The organism is Pseudomonas sp. GL-RE-26 (assembly GCF_019956275.1).
In the GTDB taxonomy this organism is placed as follows: Bacteria; Pseudomonadota; Gammaproteobacteria; order Pseudomonadales; family Pseudomonadaceae; genus Aquipseudomonas; species Aquipseudomonas grandcourensis.
On sequence record NZ_JAHBDI010000005.1, the window covers coordinates 16643 to 35872 of the forward strand.

General features: G+C 61.9%; 21 protein-coding genes and 1 pseudogene. 12 read left to right on the top strand and 10 right to left on the bottom strand.

Translation table 11 applies throughout. From position 1 onward, the window contains the following. Positions 1-12: 12 nt before the first annotated feature. Positions 13-366 (bottom strand): DUF1428 domain-containing protein, encoded by a 354-nt coding sequence (locus KGB07_RS03550; RefSeq protein WP_046042415.1) that lies wholly within the window; start codon positions 364-366, stop codon positions 13-15. Positions 367-382: 16 nt separating this feature from the next. After that, the gene (locus tag KGB07_RS03555) at positions 383-1447 is read right to left on the bottom strand and encodes a lipoprotein (RefSeq protein ID WP_046042416.1); all 1065 of its coding nucleotides are present in this window, start codon (positions 1445-1447) and stop codon (positions 383-385) included. A gap of 320 nt (positions 1448-1767) precedes the next feature. Here KGB07_RS03555 and KGB07_RS03560 point away from each other — a divergent pair, with 320 nt between their 5' ends. After that, the gene (locus KGB07_RS03560) at positions 1768-2028 is read left to right on the top strand and encodes a hypothetical protein (protein ID WP_223464578.1); all 261 of its coding nucleotides are present in this window, start codon (positions 1768-1770) and stop codon (positions 2026-2028) included. Between the two features lie 37 nt (positions 2029-2065). On the opposite strand, the gene KGB07_RS03565 is transcribed toward KGB07_RS03560, so the two are convergent. Then, on the bottom strand, positions 2066-2302 hold the full coding sequence (locus KGB07_RS03565; protein WP_046042418.1) for a hypothetical protein: 237 nt from the start codon (positions 2300-2302) through the stop codon (positions 2066-2068). Positions 2303-2482: 180 nt separating this feature from the next. Between KGB07_RS03565 and KGB07_RS03570 the strand changes: the two genes are divergently transcribed. The 6 genes and pseudogenes from KGB07_RS03570 to KGB07_RS03595 form a co-directional block, all read left to right on the top strand. After that, on the top strand, positions 2483-4246 hold the full coding sequence (locus KGB07_RS03570) for an L-lactate permease (protein ID WP_046042419.1): 1764 nt from the start codon (positions 2483-2485) through the stop codon (positions 4244-4246). Between the two features lie 178 nt (positions 4247-4424). Further along, entirely contained in the window at positions 4425-5924 is a 1500-nt protein-coding gene (glcD, locus tag KGB07_RS03575; RefSeq protein WP_046042420.1) for a glycolate oxidase subunit GlcD, read from the top strand. Further along, positions 5924-6988 (top strand): glycolate oxidase subunit GlcE, encoded by a 1065-nt coding sequence (gene glcE, locus KGB07_RS03580; protein WP_223464579.1) that lies wholly within the window; start codon positions 5924-5926, stop codon positions 6986-6988. The genes glcD and glcE overlap by 1 nt, the downstream gene beginning before the upstream one ends. Positions 6989-6991: 3 nt before the next feature. After that, positions 6992-8209 carry a glycolate oxidase subunit GlcF gene (glcF, locus tag KGB07_RS03585; RefSeq protein ID WP_223464580.1) on the top strand — a complete coding sequence of 406 codons (1218 nt, stop codon included), beginning with the start codon at positions 6992-6994 and terminating at the stop codon, positions 8207-8209. Between the two features lie 19 nt (positions 8210-8228). Further along, a complete protein-coding gene (locus tag KGB07_RS03590) occupies positions 8229-8630 on the top strand; it encodes a heme-binding protein (protein WP_223464581.1) in 402 nt (133 codons plus the stop codon). A 73-nt stretch (positions 8631-8703) separates the two neighbouring features. After that, positions 8704-8841 (top strand): annotated as a pseudogene (locus KGB07_RS03595) (dienelactone hydrolase family protein); the annotation flags it as partial. 220 nt (positions 8842-9061) lie between these two features. On the opposite strand, the gene KGB07_RS03600 reads toward KGB07_RS03595, so the two are convergent. After that, positions 9062-9715 carry a peroxiredoxin gene (locus KGB07_RS03600; protein ID WP_046042424.1) on the bottom strand — a complete coding sequence of 218 codons (654 nt, stop codon included), beginning with the start codon at positions 9713-9715 and terminating at the stop codon, positions 9062-9064. 123 nt (positions 9716-9838) lie between these two features. Next, a complete protein-coding gene (locus KGB07_RS03605; RefSeq protein WP_185754824.1) occupies positions 9839-10783 on the bottom strand; it encodes an aldo/keto reductase in 945 nt (314 codons plus the stop codon). A 125-nt stretch (positions 10784-10908) separates the two neighbouring features. On the opposite strand from KGB07_RS03605, the gene KGB07_RS03610 reads away from it, so the two are divergent. The 3 genes from KGB07_RS03610 to KGB07_RS03620 all read left to right on the top strand — a co-directional run bounded on the left by KGB07_RS03610 (position 10909) and on the right by KGB07_RS03620 (position 13134). Continuing rightward, entirely contained in the window at positions 10909-11697 is a 789-nt protein-coding gene (locus KGB07_RS03610) for an alpha/beta hydrolase (RefSeq protein WP_223464582.1), read from the top strand. A 122-nt stretch (positions 11698-11819) separates the two neighbouring features. Continuing rightward, positions 11820-12449, top strand: a complete 630-nt coding sequence (locus KGB07_RS03615) for a hypothetical protein (RefSeq protein WP_046042427.1) — start codon at positions 11820-11822, stop codon at positions 12447-12449. Between the two features lie 19 nt (positions 12450-12468). Beyond that, entirely contained in the window at positions 12469-13134 is a 666-nt protein-coding gene (locus tag KGB07_RS03620; RefSeq protein ID WP_046042428.1) for a helix-turn-helix transcriptional regulator, read from the top strand. Here the strand turns inward: KGB07_RS03620 and KGB07_RS03625 are convergent. Then, on the bottom strand, positions 13131-13490 hold the full coding sequence (locus KGB07_RS03625; protein ID WP_046042429.1) for a hypothetical protein: 360 nt from the start codon (positions 13488-13490) through the stop codon (positions 13131-13133). The two genes, KGB07_RS03620 and KGB07_RS03625, sit on opposite strands and share 4 nt — an antisense overlap. 183 nt (positions 13491-13673) lie before the next feature. Between KGB07_RS03625 and KGB07_RS03630 the strand changes: the two genes are divergently transcribed. Then, a complete protein-coding gene (locus KGB07_RS03630; RefSeq protein WP_046042430.1) occupies positions 13674-14534 on the top strand; it encodes a CAP domain-containing protein in 861 nt (286 codons plus the stop codon). 413 nt (positions 14535-14947) lie between these two features. Here the strand turns inward: KGB07_RS03630 and KGB07_RS03635 are convergent, their stop codons facing one another. Together KGB07_RS03635 and KGB07_RS03640 are read right to left on the bottom strand one after the other, a co-directional pair. Further along, the gene (locus tag KGB07_RS03635) at positions 14948-15580 is read right to left on the bottom strand and encodes a DUF5074 domain-containing protein (protein WP_223464583.1); all 633 of its coding nucleotides are present in this window, start codon (positions 15578-15580) and stop codon (positions 14948-14950) included. A gap of 35 nt (positions 15581-15615) precedes the next feature. Continuing rightward, positions 15616-16836 (bottom strand): helix-turn-helix domain-containing protein, encoded by a 1221-nt coding sequence (locus KGB07_RS03640; RefSeq protein WP_223464584.1) that lies wholly within the window; start codon positions 16834-16836, stop codon positions 15616-15618. Positions 16837-16920: 84 nt separating this feature from the next. On the opposite strand from KGB07_RS03640, the gene KGB07_RS03645 reads away from it, so the two are divergent. Further along, entirely contained in the window at positions 16921-17679 is a 759-nt protein-coding gene (locus tag KGB07_RS03645; RefSeq protein ID WP_046042434.1) for a DUF899 domain-containing protein, read from the top strand. A gap of 117 nt (positions 17680-17796) precedes the next feature. Here KGB07_RS03645 and KGB07_RS03650 read toward each other — a convergent pair whose 3' ends face one another. Beyond that, complete coding sequence (locus KGB07_RS03650) at positions 17797-18564, bottom strand: amino acid ABC transporter ATP-binding protein (protein ID WP_046042435.1); 768 nt, start codon at positions 18562-18564, stop codon at positions 17797-17799. Further along, a complete protein-coding gene (locus KGB07_RS03655; protein WP_046042436.1) occupies positions 18561-19220 on the bottom strand; it encodes an amino acid ABC transporter permease in 660 nt (219 codons plus the stop codon). Before KGB07_RS03655 ends, KGB07_RS03650 begins: the two co-directional genes overlap by 4 nt. Positions 19221-19230 lie beyond the last annotated feature (10 nt).

The window sequence follows — 19230 nt, forward strand, 5'->3', positions numbered from 1 at the left end:
CTGCGTGTGGCGTCAGGCCTGGAGGAGTACTTCGAACCCGCCGTAGACCATGCGCTGGCCGTCGAAGGGCATTGGATTGACGTCCGGCTTCATGCGCGGGTCCTGCATCATCCTGTCCATCCCGGCATTGCGGGTGGCCTTGTCCGGCCAGATGATCCAGCCAAAGGCCACGGTTTCGCCGTCCTTGAGCTTCACCGACATTGGAAACGAGGTGACCTTGCCTTCCGGGACATCCTCGCCCCAGCATTCGACCACGCTCAAGGCACCGTTTTCCTTGAAGACCGAGGCGGCGATTTTGGCGTGTTTGATGTATTGCTCACGGTTGGCGGTGGGTACGGCAGCGATAAAACCATCGACGTAAGACATGAGTGCTCTCCTTGGGTCATGGGGTGTGCTGCTGGATAGTCGGTTGCGCTGGCGTCCGATCGACAGTGCCGGTGCTCAAACCGACCGGCGGTGCAGTACGGTCCGCCAGGCTGCCTTCGATCTGCGCCGCCATGTAAAGCGTGCAGGCCATGACGCCGCTGGTCGGGCTCTGCACCAGTTTGGTCCAGGCCTTGTCGAAGGTATTGCCCAGGCTACGGCGAATCAGCGCCTCGCTATCGGGCCGGTCAAAGGCCTGGATGAATGCGCGAATGCCAGCCACCCCTAGCGTGATCAAGCCACCGGCCAGTTTCCCGGTCGCTGCGGCCACGGCGCTGGCGGCCCCGCGCGGGGCCATCTCGGCTTCCATCCGCCGGCTGGCGCGCCTGGCCACCGGCGCCATCGCGGTGTCGGTCGAGCCCACCCCCTTGTCGCCACCGGCCTTATGGACTTTGTCTATCAGCGCGGCGAAGGCCGGCAAGGAGTTCAGCGGTTCGGTGTGCACGACCTGGTACAACGAAGCGTCCCTCGTCGGCGGAGGCCCGAGGGCGATGGCCGGGACTTTCTGGATGCGCCCGTTGAGTTGGGCCATCGGCACGCCGTGGCGGTTGGAGATTTTCTGCAGCTCTTCCTTGAGGATGTCGACATAGAACGCCGCTGCCAGGCCGAGAATCGCATCGGGATCGACTTCCACGGCCACCGGCGCCAGGACCTTCTCCTGATAGGCTTCGAGCAGGTACGCCGCCAGGCGTTTTTCCACGGAGTCCTGCTCACCCTTGGCGCTAACGGTGTACCAGCTGACCTTCATCGACAGCCATTCCTGGGTCCAGTAACTGCTGAACCACGGAATGAAATTCTGTTCGGTCAATTCATAGACCCGTGTGCGCCAGTATTCCATGGCGCCGCGGGCGTAGATTTTGGTCTCCTCGGTGGCCGCCTGCGACGCTGCGACGATCTCCCGGTCCACTTGTTGCCAGGTGCTGGCAGGAACGATGACCGGTGCCACTTCCACCGGCGCGCGCACAGGCGTGGCACACCCCGCCAACACCACCAGCACGGCAATGATCAGCGAACGCAGGTTCAAGATAGCGGCTTCCAGCTGTTGGCACCGGGCGAAATGCCCGACACGCGAAACTTTCGGTTTAAGTATAGGTGGCAGTCTCCCGGAGCCCGCGAAAGGGCCCGCATCAACAGCGAAAAAACCACCATCACTTGCGTCGATAATCACCATCGCCGCGATTGCCTTCCACTTGATGGCCGTCAGCGTAGGATCGATCCCAAGCCAACACGAAACCCCGAATCGGAGGGGAACTTCATGCTGATCCATCTGCTGACCTGCCTGGCCCTGACGGCGTTCACATTGGGTGTGTTTGCCTGGTACGTCCTGAGCGAGGAGCAAACATCATGATTCACATTGTCACCCTCGCCGTGCGTTTCCCGGTGTTCGGCAACAATTTCTACGCGCAGGAATTCGAGTCACGTAAAGAGTTGACTCTGATGTTCGACAAAAATTTCGAGGCGTTGCTGATCCCGGCAGCCGATCATCACTTCAGCAACGAAGTGGTCGGGCTCAATGATCAGTTCCGGTTTTTGAATGACGTGCTGGTCGGGCATCTGCTGGATGTCGAACTGGCAAAAGGCTCGGCCCGTTCGTTCGGGTTCTGACAGCGACCGCCGGTCGCCCGGGCACGGACGGCACCGCTCACAACGTTCGCTGACTGTTGCCGATCCCCTTGGCAATATCGATCCCCCAATCCATCGCCGCTTCCATGTCCAGCATGTGCGGCCGTGGATCGTGGTTTTCATCGATGGTCGAGCCGTCCGGCCGATAGACACCGATGAACATGCCCAACGAACCATCCTTCAATATCTCGGCCTTGACCTTGATGTTGCATCCGTTCGATAGCGTTTCCTTGTGCTCCATATGGCGCTCGGTCATGACTGCATTGCTCCCCTGACTGAATTCAAACCCTACTGGCCATGCTAGCTCAGCCCCCGGAACTGCGCCGACCCGCTGGACCGGAGGGCCTGCCCTGACAGCGGCGCAATGCCACCTATACTGAAGACCACCTCCCCCCAGGGGATCTGCACGTCCAACAATAAAATGCAGAGGTGGAACATGGTCTGGCAGCAAGTCTACGATCCGTTCGGTAACCCGGTGCTTTCAACGCTCATGGCGGCTGTGCCGGTGGTGGTGATGCTGGCGTCCCTCGCGTTTTTCCATGTCAAGGCGCACCTGGCGGCGTTGCTCGCCCTGGCCTCGGCCTTGCTGATCGCGATATTCGCCTTCGGCATGCCGGCGAACATGGCAGGTTCGGCGGCGCTGTTCGGTGCGGCCAACGGTCTGCTGCCGATTGGCTGGATCGTGTTGAACATCATCTTCCTGCATCGCCTGACCACCGAGAACGGCTCGTTCAAGGTGTTGCAAGACTCCCTGGCGCGCATCACCGATGACCGGCGCCTGCAATTGCTGCTGATCGCCTTCTGCTTCGGTGCGTTTTTCGAAGGCGCGGCCGGTTTCGGTACGCCGGTGGCGGTGACCGGGGCGATTCTGATCGGGCTGGGCTTCTCGCCGCTCGCCGCTTCAGGGCTGGCGCTGATCGCCAACACCGCCCCCGTGGCGTTCGGCGCCCTCGGCACGCCGATCATCACCTTGGCCAAGGTCACCGGGCTGGATGAAATGGAGCTGTCGATGATGGTCGGCCGGCAGTTGCCCTTCTTCTCGGTGCTGGTGCCGTTCTGGTTGATCTGGGCCTTTGCCGGCTGGCGCAAGATGCTGGAAATCTGGCCGGCGATCCTGGTGGCCGGGGTCAGTTTTGCCGTGCCGCAATTCCTGGTGTCCAACTTTCACGGGCCGATGCTGGTGGACGTGATCGCCGCACTGATTTCCATGGCCTGCCTGACCGGTTTCCTCAAGGTGTGGAAGCCGGCCACTGTGCACACTTCCGCCGCCCTGTCCGGGCGGGTCGACGACTCGAAGATCGACGTCGAGCACGACGAAAAACCTGTCCCCACTGCAACCTTTGCCAATGAGGCAAAACCGGCAGTGATGCGGGCGTGGATGCCATGGATCATCCTCACGGTCTTCGTGTTCATCTGGGGCACCCAGAGCTTCAAGAACACCTTCGACACCCGCCCGGCGATTGACCCGCAAACCAGCTCAGCCAAACTCGATCCGCAGGGCAAGCCGATGCGCGAGGCGAACCCGCTGTTTGCGCCGGTCGTGACCTTCACCACCCTGCATTTGCAGGTTGAGAAAGTCCCGCCCGTGGTGGCCGCGCCGAAAACCGAAGAGGCGGTGTACAAGTTCACCTGGTTCACCGCCACCGGCAGCGGCATTCTGCTGTCGGCGATCATCGGCGGCTTGCTGATGGGTTACTCGATCCCGCAACTGATTCACCAGTACCTGCGCACCCTGTGGGTGGTGCGTTACTCGCTGATCACCATTGCGGCGATGCTCGCGCTGGGCTTCCTCACGCGTTACTCGGGGCTGGATGCGACCATGGGCCTGGCCTTCGCCGCGACGGGCATTTTCTACCCGATGTTCGGCACCCTGCTCGGCTGGCTCGGCGTGGCGTTGACCGGCTCGGACACCGCGTCCAACGTTCTGTTCGGCGGCTTGCAACGGGTGACGTCCGAGCAGTTGGGCATCAGCCCGGTGTTGATGGCCGCCGCCAACAGTTCCGGCGGGGTCATGGGCAAGATGGTCGACGCCCAGTCGATCGTGGTCGCCTCCACGGCCACCCGCTGGTACGGCCATGAAGGGGAAATCCTGCGCTACGTGTTCTTCCACTCGATTGTGCTGGCGATCCTGGTCGGCGGCCTGGTGTCGTTGCAGGCCTACGTCGCGCCGTTCAGCCATATGGTGGTGGGCGGGCATTGAGTCTGCGCACCCTGCTCCCAACGCTTGCAACGCCCGGGTTCCTTCACCCGGGCGTTGGCATTTTCTGCGCAAACTCATTGAATGAATGCCCGCTTCAGGCTGACAAACATCCCATGGACAGTCGGCCGTTGCGGGCCAATGATGTACATCAGTGGCCTCCAGCGGGAGTCATGAACCGATGAACATTCTCTACGATGAACGCGTTGACGGCGCCCTGCCCGACGTCGACAAACAGGCGCTGTTGCAGGCCCTGCAAACCCGCTTGCCGAACCTGGAAGTCCTGCATCAGCGCGAGGAACTCAAGCCCTACGAATGCGACGGATTGTCGGCCTATCGCACCATGCCGATGCTCGTGGTGCTGCCCCGATACATCGACGAAGTCCAGGGGGTGCTTCAGGTCTGCCATGAGCTGCACGTCCCCGTCGTGGCCCGTGGCGCCGGCACCGGCTTGTCCGGCGGTGCACTGCCCCTGGAGAAAGGCGTACTGCTGGTGATGGCGCGCTTCAACAACATCCTGCACATCGATCCCGCCGCCCGCACTGCGCGGGTTCAGCCCGGCGTACGCAATCTGGCGATCTCCCAGGCGGCGGCACCCTTCGGCCTGTATTACGCGCCGGATCCGTCCTCGCAAATCGCCTGTTCAATCGGCGGCAACGTCGCGGAAAACGCCGGTGGCGTGCACTGCCTGAAGTACGGCCTGACCGTGCACAACGTGCTCAAGGTCGACATCCTCACCGTCGATGGCGAGCACCTGAGCCTGGGCTCCAACGCCCTCGACTCCCCCGGTTTCGACCTGCTGGCGCTGTTCACCGGGTCCGAAGGCCTGCTCGGAGTGATCACCGAGGTCACGGTCAAACTGCTGCCCAAACCCCAGACCGCCAAAGTGCTGCTGGCGGCGTTCGATTCCGTGGAAAAAGCCGGGCGCGCGGTCGGCGACATCATTGCCGCCGGCATCATCCCCGGCGGCCTGGAAATGATGGACAACCTGGTCATCCGCGCCGCCGAGGACTTCATCCACGCCGGTTATCCGGTGGATGCCCAGGCCATTCTGCTGTGCGAACTCGATGGCGTTGAAGCCGATGTCTCAGATGACTGCGAGCGGGTGCGCCAGGTGCTGCAACAGGCCGGCGCCATCGAATTGCGCCAGGCCAGGGACGAAGCCGAGCGCGTGCGTTTCTGGGCCGGGCGCAAAAATGCCTTCCCGGCGGTGGGCCGCCTCTCGCCGGATTACTACTGCATGGACGGCACCATCCCCCGTCGCGAACTGCCCGGCGTGCTGCACGCCATCGCCGAGCTCTCGAACGAATACGGCCTGCGGGTGGCCAACGTGTTCCATGCCGGCGACGGCAACATGCATCCGCTGATCCTGTTCGACGCCAATCAACCGGGTGAACTTGATCGCGCCGAAGCCCTGGGCGGCAAGATTCTGGAGTTGTGTGTGAAAGTCGGCGGCAGCATCACCGGTGAACACGGCGTGGGCCGCGAGAAGATCAACCAGATGTGCGCGCAGTTCAACAGCGATGAGCTGACCCTGTTCCATGCCATCAAGGCCGCCTTCGACCCGAGCGGCCTGCTCAACCCCGGCAAGAACATTCCGACCCTGCACCGCTGCGCCGAATTCGGTGCCATGCACATACACGGCGGTCAATTGCCCTTCCCCGAGCTGGAGCGTTTCTGATGCGCAGCCCTGAAGATTTCGATGACAGCCAGTGCCTCCTGGAGCAGGTCAATCAGGCGCTGGAAAACGCCACGCCGTTGCGCATCCAGGGTTCCAACAGCAAAGCCTTTCTCGGCCGCACCACCGCCGGGGAAATTCTCGACACCCGCTCGCACCGGGGCATCGTCAGCTACGACCCGACTGAACTGGTGATCACCGCCCGTTGCGGCACACCGTTGTCGCAGCTGGCGCAGGTGCTGGACGCCGCGCAACAGATGCTGCCCTGCGAGCCACCCTCCTTCGGCGACGGTGCCACCGTCGGCGGCATGATCGCCTGCGGGCTGTCCGGACCTCGGCGCCCGTGGGTCGGTTCGGTGCGGGATTTCATTCTTGGCACGCGGGTCATCACCGGCCAGGGCAAGCTGTTGCGCTTCGGTGGCGAGGTGATGAAAAACGTCGCCGGCTACGACCTGTCGCGCCTGATGGCCGGCAGTTACGGCAGCCTCGGGCTGATCACCGAAGTTTCCCTCAAAGTGCTGCCAAAACCCCGGCAAGCCTTAAGCATCAGCCTGGAAATGGACGCCGAGCGGGCCTTGTTGCGCCTGGCGGAATGGGGCCAGCAGCCGTTGCCGATCAGCGCGGCCTGTCACGACGGTTCACGCCTGCACCTGCGGCTTGAGGGCGGTCAAGGTTCGGTGGCGGCGGCCCATGAGCGCCTCGGGGGTGAACGGCTGGAGGCTTGCTGGTGGGACGATCTCAACGAACAGCGCTTGAGTTTCTTTGATCAAGACCAGCCGCTTTGGCGCCTGTCACTGCCACACAACACACCGCTTCTGTCGCTGCCGGGGCACCAGTTGATCGACTGGGGGGGCGCCCAGCGCTGGCTGAAATCCGATGCCGATGCAGCGTACATCCGCCAGGTCGTCGACGAGGTCGGCGGCCATGTCACCTGCTTCAGCCACGGCCTGACCGACAGCCCCTTCCATCCGCTGCCTCCGGCGCTGATGCGTTATCACCGCAACCTCAAACAACAACTCGATCCACGGGGCGTCTTCAACCCCGGACGCCTGTACGCGGAGCTTTGAACCATGCAGACGACCTTGAGTGAACGCGCCAGCCATCTGCCCCGCGCCGCGGAAGCCGAAAGCATCCTGCGCACCTGCGTGCACTGCGGCTTCTGCAATGCCACCTGCCCGACCTATCAATTGCTCGGCGATGAACTGGACGGACCACGGGGCCGTATCTACCTGATCAAGCAAGTGCTGGAAGGCAACGACGTCACGCAAAAGACTCAACAGCACCTGGACCGCTGCCTGTCGTGCCGCAACTGCGAAACCACCTGCCCGTCGGGCGTCGACTACCACAACCTGTTGGACATCGGCCGCGCGGTGGTCGATGCGGCGGTGCCGCGCCCCCTTGGTCAGCGCCTGTTGCGCGAGGCGTTGCGGCAGACCGTGCCGCATCCAGAGCTGTTCAAGACCCTGGTCAATAGCGGTCAGGTGTTCCGCGCGCTTCTACCCGGCACCCTGCAAAGCAAGTTGCCGCGCAATGTCTACCCAGCCAAGCCGCGGCCCATGACCCTGCGTGAGCGTCAGGTGCTGATGCTCGAAGGTTGCGTGCAGCCCAGCCTGTCTCCCAACACCAATGCCGCGGCGGCGCGGGTGCTGGACCGGTTGGGGATCAGCGTCATCGCGAGCCGCGAAGCCGGTTGCTGCGGCGCCGTGGACTACCACCTGGACGCCCAGGCCGCCGGCCTCGACCGCGCCCGGCGCAACATCGACGCCTGGTGGCCGGGCATCGAAAAAGGCGCCGAGGCGATTGTGCAGACGGCCAGCGGTTGCGGCGCCTTCATCAAGGATTACGGCCACCTGCTCGCCAGCGACCCGGCCTATGCCGACAAGGCGAAAAAGGTCAGCGCGCTGGCCCGGGACCTGGTGGAAGTGCTGCGCGACGAACCGCTGGAAAAGCTCGGCATCCACGCCTCGCAACGCCTGGCCTTCCATTGCCCCTGCACCTTGCAGCACGGGCAGAAACTCGGCGGTGAGGTGGAAGCGCTGCTGACCGGACTCGGTTTCAACCTGACGTCCGTCCCCGACGGGCACCTGTGCTGCGGTTCGGCGGGCACCTATTCGCTGACCCAGCCCGAACTGTCGCGGCAACTGCGCGACAACAAGCTCAACGCCCTGGAAAGCGGCCATCCCGAAGTCATTGTCACGGCCAACATCGGCTGCCAGTCGCACCTCGACGGCGCGGGCCGAACCCCGGTGCGGCACTGGATCGAACTGGTCGAAGCCGCCCTGCCTTAACCGAACCCTGGAGATGCCCATGAACAGCAAAGCCGTCCTGAGCCAGACCGAAGTCGGCCAGATCCTCGCTGCTGCCCGCGCCGAAGCACAGGCCAATCAATGGGCCGTGACCATAGTGGTGGTCGATGACGGCGGCCACCCGCTGGCCCTCGAACGCCTCGACGGCTGTGCGCCGGGCAGTGCCTACATCGCCACCGAAAAGGCGCGCACCTCGGCCCTAGGTCGGCGCGAATCGAAAAGCTATGAGGACATGGTCAACGCCGGGCGCTACGCTTTCCTGTCAGCCCCCTTGCTGACTTCGCTTGAGGGTGGCGTACCGATTGTTTTCGAAGGGCAGGTGATTGGTGCTGTCGGGGTGTCGGGTGTCAAGCCCGGGCAGGATGCGCAAGTCGCGAAGGCCGGGGCGCAGTGCCTGAAATGAACAGAATGCATACCAAACATCCACCATAGATCCCACAGGGTCCGTGTTAAACCAGCCGAGAGGAGTTGAAACAATGACCCGTCTGACTGCCAAAGACTTCGCCCCTGAACTGCTGGAACTCTACGACTACTACGCCCACGGCAAGATCAACCGCCGGGAGTTTCTCGACCGCGCCGCGCTGTTTACCTTCGGCGGTCTGACCGCGGGTGCCCCGAATCAAGGCCCCGGTGATGCTGCACTACGGCGGCGTGGGAGCGGACGTTGGGGTGGTTTAAAAGTATCTGGTTTGAATAAAAGTCCTAGGCCAGCAAGACTGGCCCCATCGCGGGCAAGCCCGCTTCCACAGGGTCCGGGTCGAAACACCTGTCTGTGAACGACTCAGGAACCTGTAGGAGCGAGCCTGCTCGCGATGGCGGTATCACTGCAGGTGACTACTTCGGCTGAGCCACCGTCCGCAGATACGGCTTCAGGGTCTTGAAGCCATCCGGGTATTTCTTCTTCGCGTCTTCATCAGACACCGAGGTCGGGATGATCACGTCTTCACCCGGCCGCCAGTTAACCGGAGTGGCAACGGTGTGCTTGGCATTCAATTGCAGGGAATCGAGCAGGCGCAGCACTTCATCGAAGTTGCGCCCGGCGCTCATCGGGTAGATCAGCATGGCCTTGACCTTCTTGTCCGGGCCGACGATGAACACCGAACGCACCGTGGCGTTGTCCACCGCCGTGCGCGCGCCGCCGCTGGCATTGGGGTGGATCATGTCGTAGAGCTTGGCCACCACCAGGTTTTCATCGCCGATCAGCGGATAGTTGACCGCCGCGCCCTGGGTCTCGGCGATGTCGCCGACCCAACGGTTGTGGTCGCTGACCGGGTCGACGCTGAGGCCCAGGACCTTGGTGTTGCGCTTGTCGAATTCCGGCTTGAGTTTGGCCAGGTAACCCAGTTCGGTGGTGCATACCGGGGTGAAATCCTTGGGATGGGAAAACAGGATGGCCCAACCATCGCCGATCCATTGGTGAAAATTGAGGGTGCCTTCGGTGGTTTCGGCGGTGAAATCCGGTGCTTCGTCGCCAATGCGGATAGCCATGTTCGATCTCCTTGCAGTGATGGACAGGGACGCCGTCAGGGCAACGATTGCGCTTTAAACGGCATGGACGCGAGACAGTATAGGAGAGGTTCGACGACTCGCCGCAACGCTTGGAGCTAGTCGTTAGCCCACCAGCGCAATCAGTTGCTGACGCTGGGCATCGGTCAGCATCGGGCCGAAACCGGCCCGGGCATTTTCCGCCATGTAGCGCGGGTTGCCGGTGCCCGGAATCACGCAGGTCACCGCCGAATGCGACAACAGGAACTTCAGCGCCAGTTGCGGCCAGCTCTTGACCCCGACTTGCGCCGCCCAGCCTGGCAGCGGCTTATCCTTGAGTTTGGCCAGCAAGCCGCCACCGCCAAACGGTCGGTTGCAGATCACCGCCACCCCCCGCTCGCGGCACAACGGCAGCAGGCGTTTCTCGACGCCGCGATCATCCAGGGCATAGTTGATCTGCAAGAAATCCAGGGGCTCGGCCTTGAGTACCGCTTCCACTTCTTCATAGGCCGACGCCGTGTAATGGGTGATGCCGATGTAGCGGATACGCCCTGCTTCCTTCCAGTGGCGCAGGGTCGGCAGGTGCGTCTGCCAGTCCAGCAGGTTGTGGATCTGCATCAGGTCGATCCGGTCGGTTTGCAACAGGGCGAAGGATTGTTCCATCTGCGCGATGCCTTCTTCGCGGCCCCGGGTCCACACCTTGGTGGCCAGGAAGGCCGGCGAGCGCGGCTCATGGATCGACAGCAGCTCGCCGATGGTCTGTTCGGCGCGACCGTACATCGGCGAGCTGTCGATCAGCTTGCCACCCTTGTCGAACAAGGCATCCAGCACCGCGGGCAAGTCCTTGTAGGCCGGTTGCGAAGGCTCGACATCGAATCCGCGGTAAGTGCCCAACCCTACGATCGGCAAGGACTCGTTGCTGGAGGGAATGGCGCGGGTCTGCATGGTCTTGCCTCCTGTTCCCGTCGACGGCTCGGGTTGTGCACCCACCGGACCGAACGTGAAGACCGCCGAAGCACCGGCAGCCAGCGTGAGTACTTCTCTACGGGTGTAACCCTCAGGATGGCTCATAAAACGCTTCTCACCAGTCGCTCGGGTCCGGCCTGTTGCGCCGACACCCCGGATAACCCGCGCCAAGGGTCGATTGACTACACTCAGGAAGCCTTGCGCTAGCCACTTTCAAACCCCGAGCAGTCATGCCGCCCACTAACGTTAGTCGAATGTCACGCACCCTGGTGTTACTCGTTGTCATCGTCGCCGCGCTGTACCTGGCGCTGTGCGTCGCGCTGTTCGTGTTTCAACGGGCGCTGATCTATTACCCGCAACCGCGCGCCGTCGGGACAGCCGCAACGCTGCTCACCCTGCCGGTCGCCGACGCACAGGTGCTGGTCTCCGTCCGACCGCACGAGGGCCCCAACGCGCTGATCTATTTTGGTGGCAATGCCGAAGACGTTTCGCGCAACCTGCCCGAGTTCACCCAAGCGTTCCCTGACTACGCGCTGTACCTGCTGCATTACCGGGGTTATGGCGGGAGTTCCGGCTCGCCTTCCGAAGAGGCCATTGCCCGCGACGCCATCACCTTGTTCGACCAGGTGTATGCCAGCCATCCGCATGTGGCAGTGGTCGGACGCAGCCTGGGTTCCGGGGTTGCCGTGCGCCTTGCCAGCGAACGCCCGGCCGCGCGACTGGTGCTGATCACGCCCTACAACAGCCTCGAAGGGCTGGCCGCCCGTCAGTTCCACTGGTTTCCGGTGCGCTGGTTATTGAAGGACAAATACCCGTCATGGCGCTACGCCGCCCGCATCACCGTGCCGACATTGTTGATCGCGGCCGAGCATGACGAAGTGATTCCGCGCCCGAGCACAGAACGTTTGTATACACACTTCGCCAAAGGTGTGGCGTCGCTGCAGGTGATACCGGGGACGGGGCATAACTCGATTGGCGAAAGCCCTGAATACCTCAAGGCGCTGGGGGATGGGTTGTAGCCAGCAAGGTAGAACATACCTGTGACGACCATTGGTCCGAGATTATGTCTTCGCCCAATAAAAACATATTTTTATGCCTATATTGATATTGTCGAACATTCCCACTCTCAGAGGGTGCCGTCATGAATATCAAAACCCTGGCTTTGCTCCTGCTGGCTTTCTGTGCGCAACCGGTCTGGAGCCAGACGCCTGCCGCCTCACCCGCCGCTGCCGACAGCCCCGCACTGACCACGCGCCTGGCCGAGCGTGACCTTTGGGTCGAACACATTTTCTGGATCAGAAACTACGCGCTGGCCAATCAATCCGCCGACAAAAAGCAAGCCAAAGTCGCGGCGGACCAGGTGGTCGACAACGCCACCAAAATCGCCAACAGCATCGCCCCGCTCTACGGCCAACCAGCGGCGGATCAACTCCTCAAGCTGCTTGCCGGTCACTGGGGCGCGGTGAAACACTACAGCGATGCCACCGTCGTCAAAGACGCCAAGGGCAAACAGGCCGCCGTCACCGAGTTGACCAGCAATGCCAAGGCGATTGCGGTGTTTCTGGCCACCGCCAACCCCAATCTGCCTGAAGCCACACTGGTCAACATGTTGTCGGCCCATGGCGGTCACCACGTAGCCCAGATCGATGAGTTTGCCGCGCACGATTACGCCGGCGAAGCCCGCACCTGGGCGATGATGCGCACGCACATCCTGGCCCTGGCCGACGCGTTGACCGGCGCGCTGGTCAAGCAATTCCCGGACAAGTTCTGATATCGCGCGAGGGCACATCATGCTGGAAGGACTGGGCCGAACACAGCAGGACTTGCTCAATGCACTGCTGCACCATGGGGGCGGCATGAGCATTGACGAGCTGGCTGAACACCTGGCCGTCACGCGCACGGCGATCCGCCAACACCTGGCGGCGCTGGAGCGTGACGGTCTGGTGTTGCGCGGCGACACCCGGCCGACGGGGCGTCGTCCGGAGCAGCTGTATCGGCTCACCGACCACGCGCGGGAGCAGTTCCCTCGCCACTATCAGCTACTGGCCAGCGTTTTGATTGATGAAGTGGCTGGCATCATCGGTCCAGAAGCCCTGACTTCACTGATGCGCAGCATGGGCCGCAAGCTGGCTTCTGATCGTGAACAGCAGGTCGTGGATGAAGCCAGGATCGTCCAGCACATGAACCAGGCGGGCTACGAAGCCGAAGTGTTTTTTCGCTCGGGCGACACCCCGGAAATCGTCGCGCATAACTGCGTGTTCCATCGCCTCGCCGCCGAGCACCCGGTGGTCTGCGAACTGGACCTGGCCTTGATCGGCGCATTGGGCGGCGGCGAAGTCGAGCACAGCGAGTGCATGGTACGCGGCGGGCATGTCTGTCGCTTCAGGTTGCGGCCGAGCGAAACCCCGGACGTCGCGACAGAGGCTGCTCCAGCCAAAACCGATCAGCCAGCCTAACGCTTGCGTGTCAGCCTTTGCTGCCAGTTTCCGGCGTTATCCCGCTGGCAGGCTTCTTCAGAGTCGAACAGCACATGGGCCGCCACCGGACTGAGCTGAACCTGCGCCTCACCCAGGGCCATGGCGGTGAATTCGACCATGCGTTCGCCCTGCCCCTTGGCCAGCGCCTGCTCCCGGTTGGCCTGGGTATCGAAGACCCAAACCACCTTGAGGCTGGCCGGAAACCGGGCGTAGTCGACGATATGGGTCAACCACTGGAACCCGACGATTTCCGCTTTGGCCGTCTCGCACGCCTCGGTCAGGGTGGCGACCAGGCGCCGTTCGATATGCGCCTGATCGCGTTTGCTCAAACCCATGGGTTGATCCTTGTCTGGGGCGAAAAAGTCCCATCATACAGACCTGCCGACACCCTTCGTCGGACTCATGGCTTCGCCCGAAAATAGACAGCTGCCCGCCGTGAACCTTGTTTCAAGGCACCAGTCATAGCCCAGCGCTTTTCCCCACTTTCTTCGTTGTCATCTCATCAGAGTTGTCCATCCATGCGCCAAACTGTCGTTGCCTTGCGCTTTTCTTCGCTGTGCCTGTTTTCCCTGCTCCCCGTTTTTGCAAGCCCCGCCCACGCCGATGGGCAACGGCAACTGGTAGACGCCATCAACGACTATCGTGCCCATCCGCAACGCTGCGACCGGCGACCCACACAACGCTTATCACCCCTGACGCTCAAGTCGAACCTGGCCCTGCCCGTTGGCTATGGCGGTGGGTTGCGGGACCGGTTAAAGGCTTCCGGCTATCAGGCCACCATGGTGAGGTCGATCCGTGTGGTGGGTGCACGGGATGCCGAAGAAGCCTTCGATATGTTCCAGGACGAGCACTGCGCCGCACTGCTCGACAACCAATACGCCGACATCGGCGTCAGCCGCGCCGGGAGTGAATGGCAAGTGGTGCTCGCCAAGCCGGTACTCGACGGGCAAACCGGCGATCCACGGAGCGCCGCACAGGCGTTGCTGGCGCAGGTCAACGCAGCCCGGGCCAAACCTCGCTTGTGCGGTCGCCAGCGTTTCGCCGCCGCACGGCCGCTGTCCTGGAGTGCAGCCTTGGGCTCCGCAGCACAAAGCCACAGCAAGGATATGGCCTACGGCAACTATTTCGCCCACCAGGACCCCGACGGTGACATGCCCTATGACCGTGCCAAGGCCGCCGGTTACCGTGGCCGGCAAATCGGTGAAAACATCGCCGCCGGGCAAGGTTCCCCCAGCAAGGCCATGGCCGGCTGGCTCGCCAGCCCCGGGCACTGCGCCAACCTGATGAATCCGATGTTCACCCAGGTCGGTGCTGCGTACGCCGCCAACGCGCGCAGCGACAACGGCGTTTATTGGACGATGCTGTTTGGCGCGCCCTGAGCCGCTGACCGGACCCACCTTGCGGGCATTAAAAAGCCCGCACTGAGCGGGCTTCGTGGGTGAATGTAACAAGTAGGTGGCCGGCGCTGGTCTCCGGCTTACAAGGTTTATCAGGCCTCCCACAAAAGAGTCGTGAAACTGTAATGGAACTCTTCTGCTTCACACGGCATAAGGGCTGGATCCCAGCGCGGGGATCTTTCTAACCGTGTACCCTTCGGAACGCGCCCCACGTCTCCTCGCTATCCTTTTGCGCATCAGTCTGCGTCTTCACCTACAGGTTTGAGGATAGCAAAACAGGAGCGATTTCCAACCGGGCTTTTAGACCGATTTCGACCAGCAGAAAACATGGCAGGACGGAAAAAACCTAAGACCGCAGCGCGGTTCGAAAAGGCTGCACATCCAACATCGATGCCTCATGCAGGCCGGCGCACCACCCTCACCTTGCCGCTATCGCCGCCACCGCAGAACAACCGCTCGCCACCATCGGACTCCAGCCCCGACACGCCCACGCCTTCGGGCATTGTCAGGCTCTGCAGCACTTCGCCCGATTGCGGATCGATCCGGCGCAGCTCGCTTTCATCGCCTTCCCACGTACCGTGCCACAGCGCACCGTCCACCCAGGTCACGCCGGTGACGAAACGGTTGGATTCGATGGTGCGCAGGATCTTGCCGGTCTCGGGGTCGATCTGGTGAATCTTGCGCTCGCGGTACTGGCCTACCCACAACGTCCCTTCGGCCCAGGTCAGCCCCGAATCGGTGCCTGCGCCGGGGGCAGGAATGGTCGAGAGGATACGGCCGCTGCGGGGGTCGATCTTGTGGATTCGGTCTTCGGCGATCTGGAACAGGTGTTCTCCATCAAACGCGGTGCCGGCATGGGCAGCGACATCGATCGAGCTCAGTACCTTGCCGCTTTCCGGGTCCAGGGCGTTGATTTTGCTGTTGCTGGCGAACCAGACCTTTTCGCCGTCCCAGGTGACACCGCACACGTGGTCGACATCGGCAAACGGGCCGTATTCACGAATGATTTCAGCAGTTGCGTGTTTCATCTGACATTCCTCGATGGGGGTTGGTGGCGTTCATCCTAGCCACCGGGCAGCGGCGCCGGGAGTAACAAGGTCGTCGCGAATCCCGGCACCGGTGGCGTCATCCAGCGCCGTGCGCGGCCACGGCCAAACCACTGCACCTTGCCCTGCTCCGCCAGTGTATCGAGCGCCCGTTGCACCGTGCGCTGGCTGGTACCCAGCGCCAGTGCCAGGGCGGAACTCGACCACGATTCGCCATCGGCGAGGCAGGCCAATACCCCGGCAAATTTTTCCTCGATCGGTTGCGCCAGCGCCACCACCTCCGTGCACACCGACGATTGCAGGGCATAACCGCGGGTCGTCGCGATGACGTCGGCCAACGGCTTGAGCGCCTTGCGCAGCCTGCCGATTTCCACACGAAGCCGGGCGCGATGGGACTCATCCGAGAGCTTCAGACGGAATGCCCGGGCGATCAACACTTCCCGCGTAACGTCGGCTGGCCATGCTTCGGCCAACGCACGGGCGAGCACGAACAGGATCGGCCGCGTCGCCAGCGGCACCGACATGCCACAGCCGTGCACAACGTACCGGCAGGCATCCACCACCAGTGACGTTGAACAGAACAACGCTTCAACGTCATCGAGCAACAGCGGTCGTGTTTCACCCTTGGCAATCAGGCGTGCCGCTGGGGCATCCAGCAGATACGCAGCGTGTTGGACCTCAGCGATCAGCGCGGCAATCCCTGTTTGACTAGCCGCCTGCCCGGCCCTGTTCAACGCTTCCCGCGCCGCGTGCGATTGCACGCGCCGAATGGCGATCCCCGCCAGCACCAGTTCATGGGTTGCGCGCAAGGCTGGCGGCAATGGGTCGGGGTCGAGTTCGGCCAATAACTGCTGTGCCTCATCGAGCTGACCGATCAACAGCAAACGGCGGATTTGCAGATAGCGCGCATGGGCGGCATTGACCCGGTCACCGTAATGTTCAAGGGTGACCCGCGCCGTTTCGAGCGCCTTGACCGGCCACCCGAGCTCCCGCGAAGCCAGGGCAATTTCCGCCTCGGCCACCACACAGCGCGCTCGGGCCAGCACTTCCCTTGGCGCAAAGGCCCGTTGCGCACGCTTGACCAGCGCCCTGGCCCGCACCAGATCGCCCAGTTGCGCCATGGCGATACCACGCAGGGCCAGCGCCGGCGCATCGTCGCGCAAGGCCACACGGTCCAGTGCGCCCAGCGGATTGCCCGCCGCCAGCGCCTGTGCGGCTGCCGCGATCATCGAGTCCATGGAAATCCCGCCACGCTTGTCACTCCCATCATTTGACACCCGGGTTTAGTCTAAATCACGACCTTTCACCAGGAGCGTAGAACGATGAACACCCACAAAACCGCGTCCCGGGACCAATGGCTGGCGGCACGCCTGCAACTGCTCGAAGCGGAAAAGGCCCTGACCCGACGCAGCGATGAAGTGGCCAGGCAACGCCAGGCATTGCCTTGGGTTCGCCTCGACAAGACGTACCGCTTCGATACCGACAACGGCAGCGCCACCCTGGCCGAACTCTTTCAAGGGCGCTCACAACTGCTGGTCTACCACTTCATGTTCGGCCCCGACTACACCGCCGGCTGCCCGTCCTGCTCTGCCATCGCCGATGGCTTCGACCCCGTCGTCGTCCACCTGGCGAACCACGACGTAACCCTGATGGCCATATCCCGCGCGCCGTTGGCGAAACTGCAGGCCTACAAGCGCCGAATGGGCTGGACCTTCCCTTGGGCCTCGGCCGCCGACAGCGACTTCACCGCCGACTTCAATGTCTACTTCACCGAAGCGCAGCAGCGCGAAGGCTTGGTCGAGTACAACTATCAGCGCGGCGGCCATGCCATGGACGCCAGTGAAATACCGGAACCGGTGAAACAGTTCGCCGCCACCTGTGGCACCGATGCGCCGACCTATACCCGCGACCGGCCAGGGTTGAGCACGTTCGTGTTGGAGGACGGCGAGATCTATCACACCTACTCCACCTACGCACGGGGCCTGGACGGATTGTGGGGCATGTACCAATGGCTCGACCGCGCGCCCAAGGGACGCAATGAAACGGGGCCCTGGTGGCGCCGGCATGATGAGTACCGGTGAGCGCCAGCGGTATCACTGACTGCCGATGAAGAGGTCCGCCCGCTTGTCCATCAGCGCCGGTTGGGTCTGGGAGACTATGTTTTGCAAGATCACGCAAGGTTTGCAGGAAGGCGCACCTTATCTATCGTGCAAATGCTTTTTCAAGAATGACCGGGTTCGCTCGTGGACGGGGTTTTGCAGGATCTCTTGCGGCGCCCCTTCCTCTACTACAACCCCCCCGTCCATAAAGACAATCCGGTCTGCCACTTCGCCTGCAAAGCGCATTTCATGGGTGACGATCAACATTGTCATGTGCTCCGCAGCGAGTTGTTTCATGACCTGGTTGACCTCTTCGACAAGCTCAGGGTCCAGTGCCGATGTAGCCTCATCGAACAGCATGACTTTTGGCTGCATCGCCAGTGCTCTTGCTATGGCAACGCGCTGTTTCTGTCCACCCGACAGGCGAGAAGGATACTCATCGAATTTGCTGGCCAGGCCAACTTTTGACAAGTATTCCATTGCCAATTCACGAGACGCTTTTTTGCTGAGCCCCTTGAGCTTTACCGGGCCAAGGGCAATGTTTTCATACACGGTCAGGTGCGGAAAAAGATTGAAGTGCTGGAATACCATGCCCATCTGCTGACGCACGGCATTGATATGCTGTTCGAACGCACGACCTTTCAATGGCCGGTTGACTTGCTCGCCCTCTAGCCAGATCTCGCCATCGTCGAGCACTTCCAGGTGATTGATTGAGCGCAGGAGCGTGCTTTTGCCAGAACCACTCGGGCCGATGATGGCGATGATTTGTCCGCGAGAGATGGAAAGATCGATGCCCTTGAGTACTTCAAGTGCTCCGTAAGCCTTGCGAGCGCCTTTCACCTCAACCATGAATTGCTTGCTGATCATCGTGACATCTCTACCTTGTTTTCGAGGAGATGCAGGCCGCCTTCCAGAACAAGATTGGCTGCATAGTAAATAACCGCAACAGTCAGATAAAACTCAAACGGGCTATAGGTCTCGCTCACGGCAAGTTGCGCGCTGTACACCAACTCGGCAATACCGATTATGGAAACCAGAGAGGTGTCCTTCAACAGGACAATCAGGTTGTTTCCCAGCGGCGCAATAGTCCTGCGCAGCGCCTGCGGTACGATGATGTAACGCTGGGTCTGTCCACGGCTGAGGCCAATGGAACGGGCACCTTCAATCTGCCCCGGGTCTACCGACACCACGCCGGCACGAATAACGTCGGCGTTGTAGACGGCAAAGTGCAAACTCAGGCCTATGATGCCAGCCACCAGTGCAGGAATATCGATTCCCACTTGCACAAGACCATAATAAATCACGTACAACTGCAGAAGCAGTGGAGTGCCCATCAGCAACCAGGTAATAAAACGCACGGGCAGCGCCAACACCTTGGGCGCATAAAGAACGATGAGTGCAATGGCTATCCCGGCCATCAAACTCAGTACGCTGGAACTTACAAACATCACGACCGTCCACCAAAGACCGGTCGCAAGCAGCTCGGAATAAGGTGTAACTATACTAAGATCCAGGCTTTGCATATGAATGCTC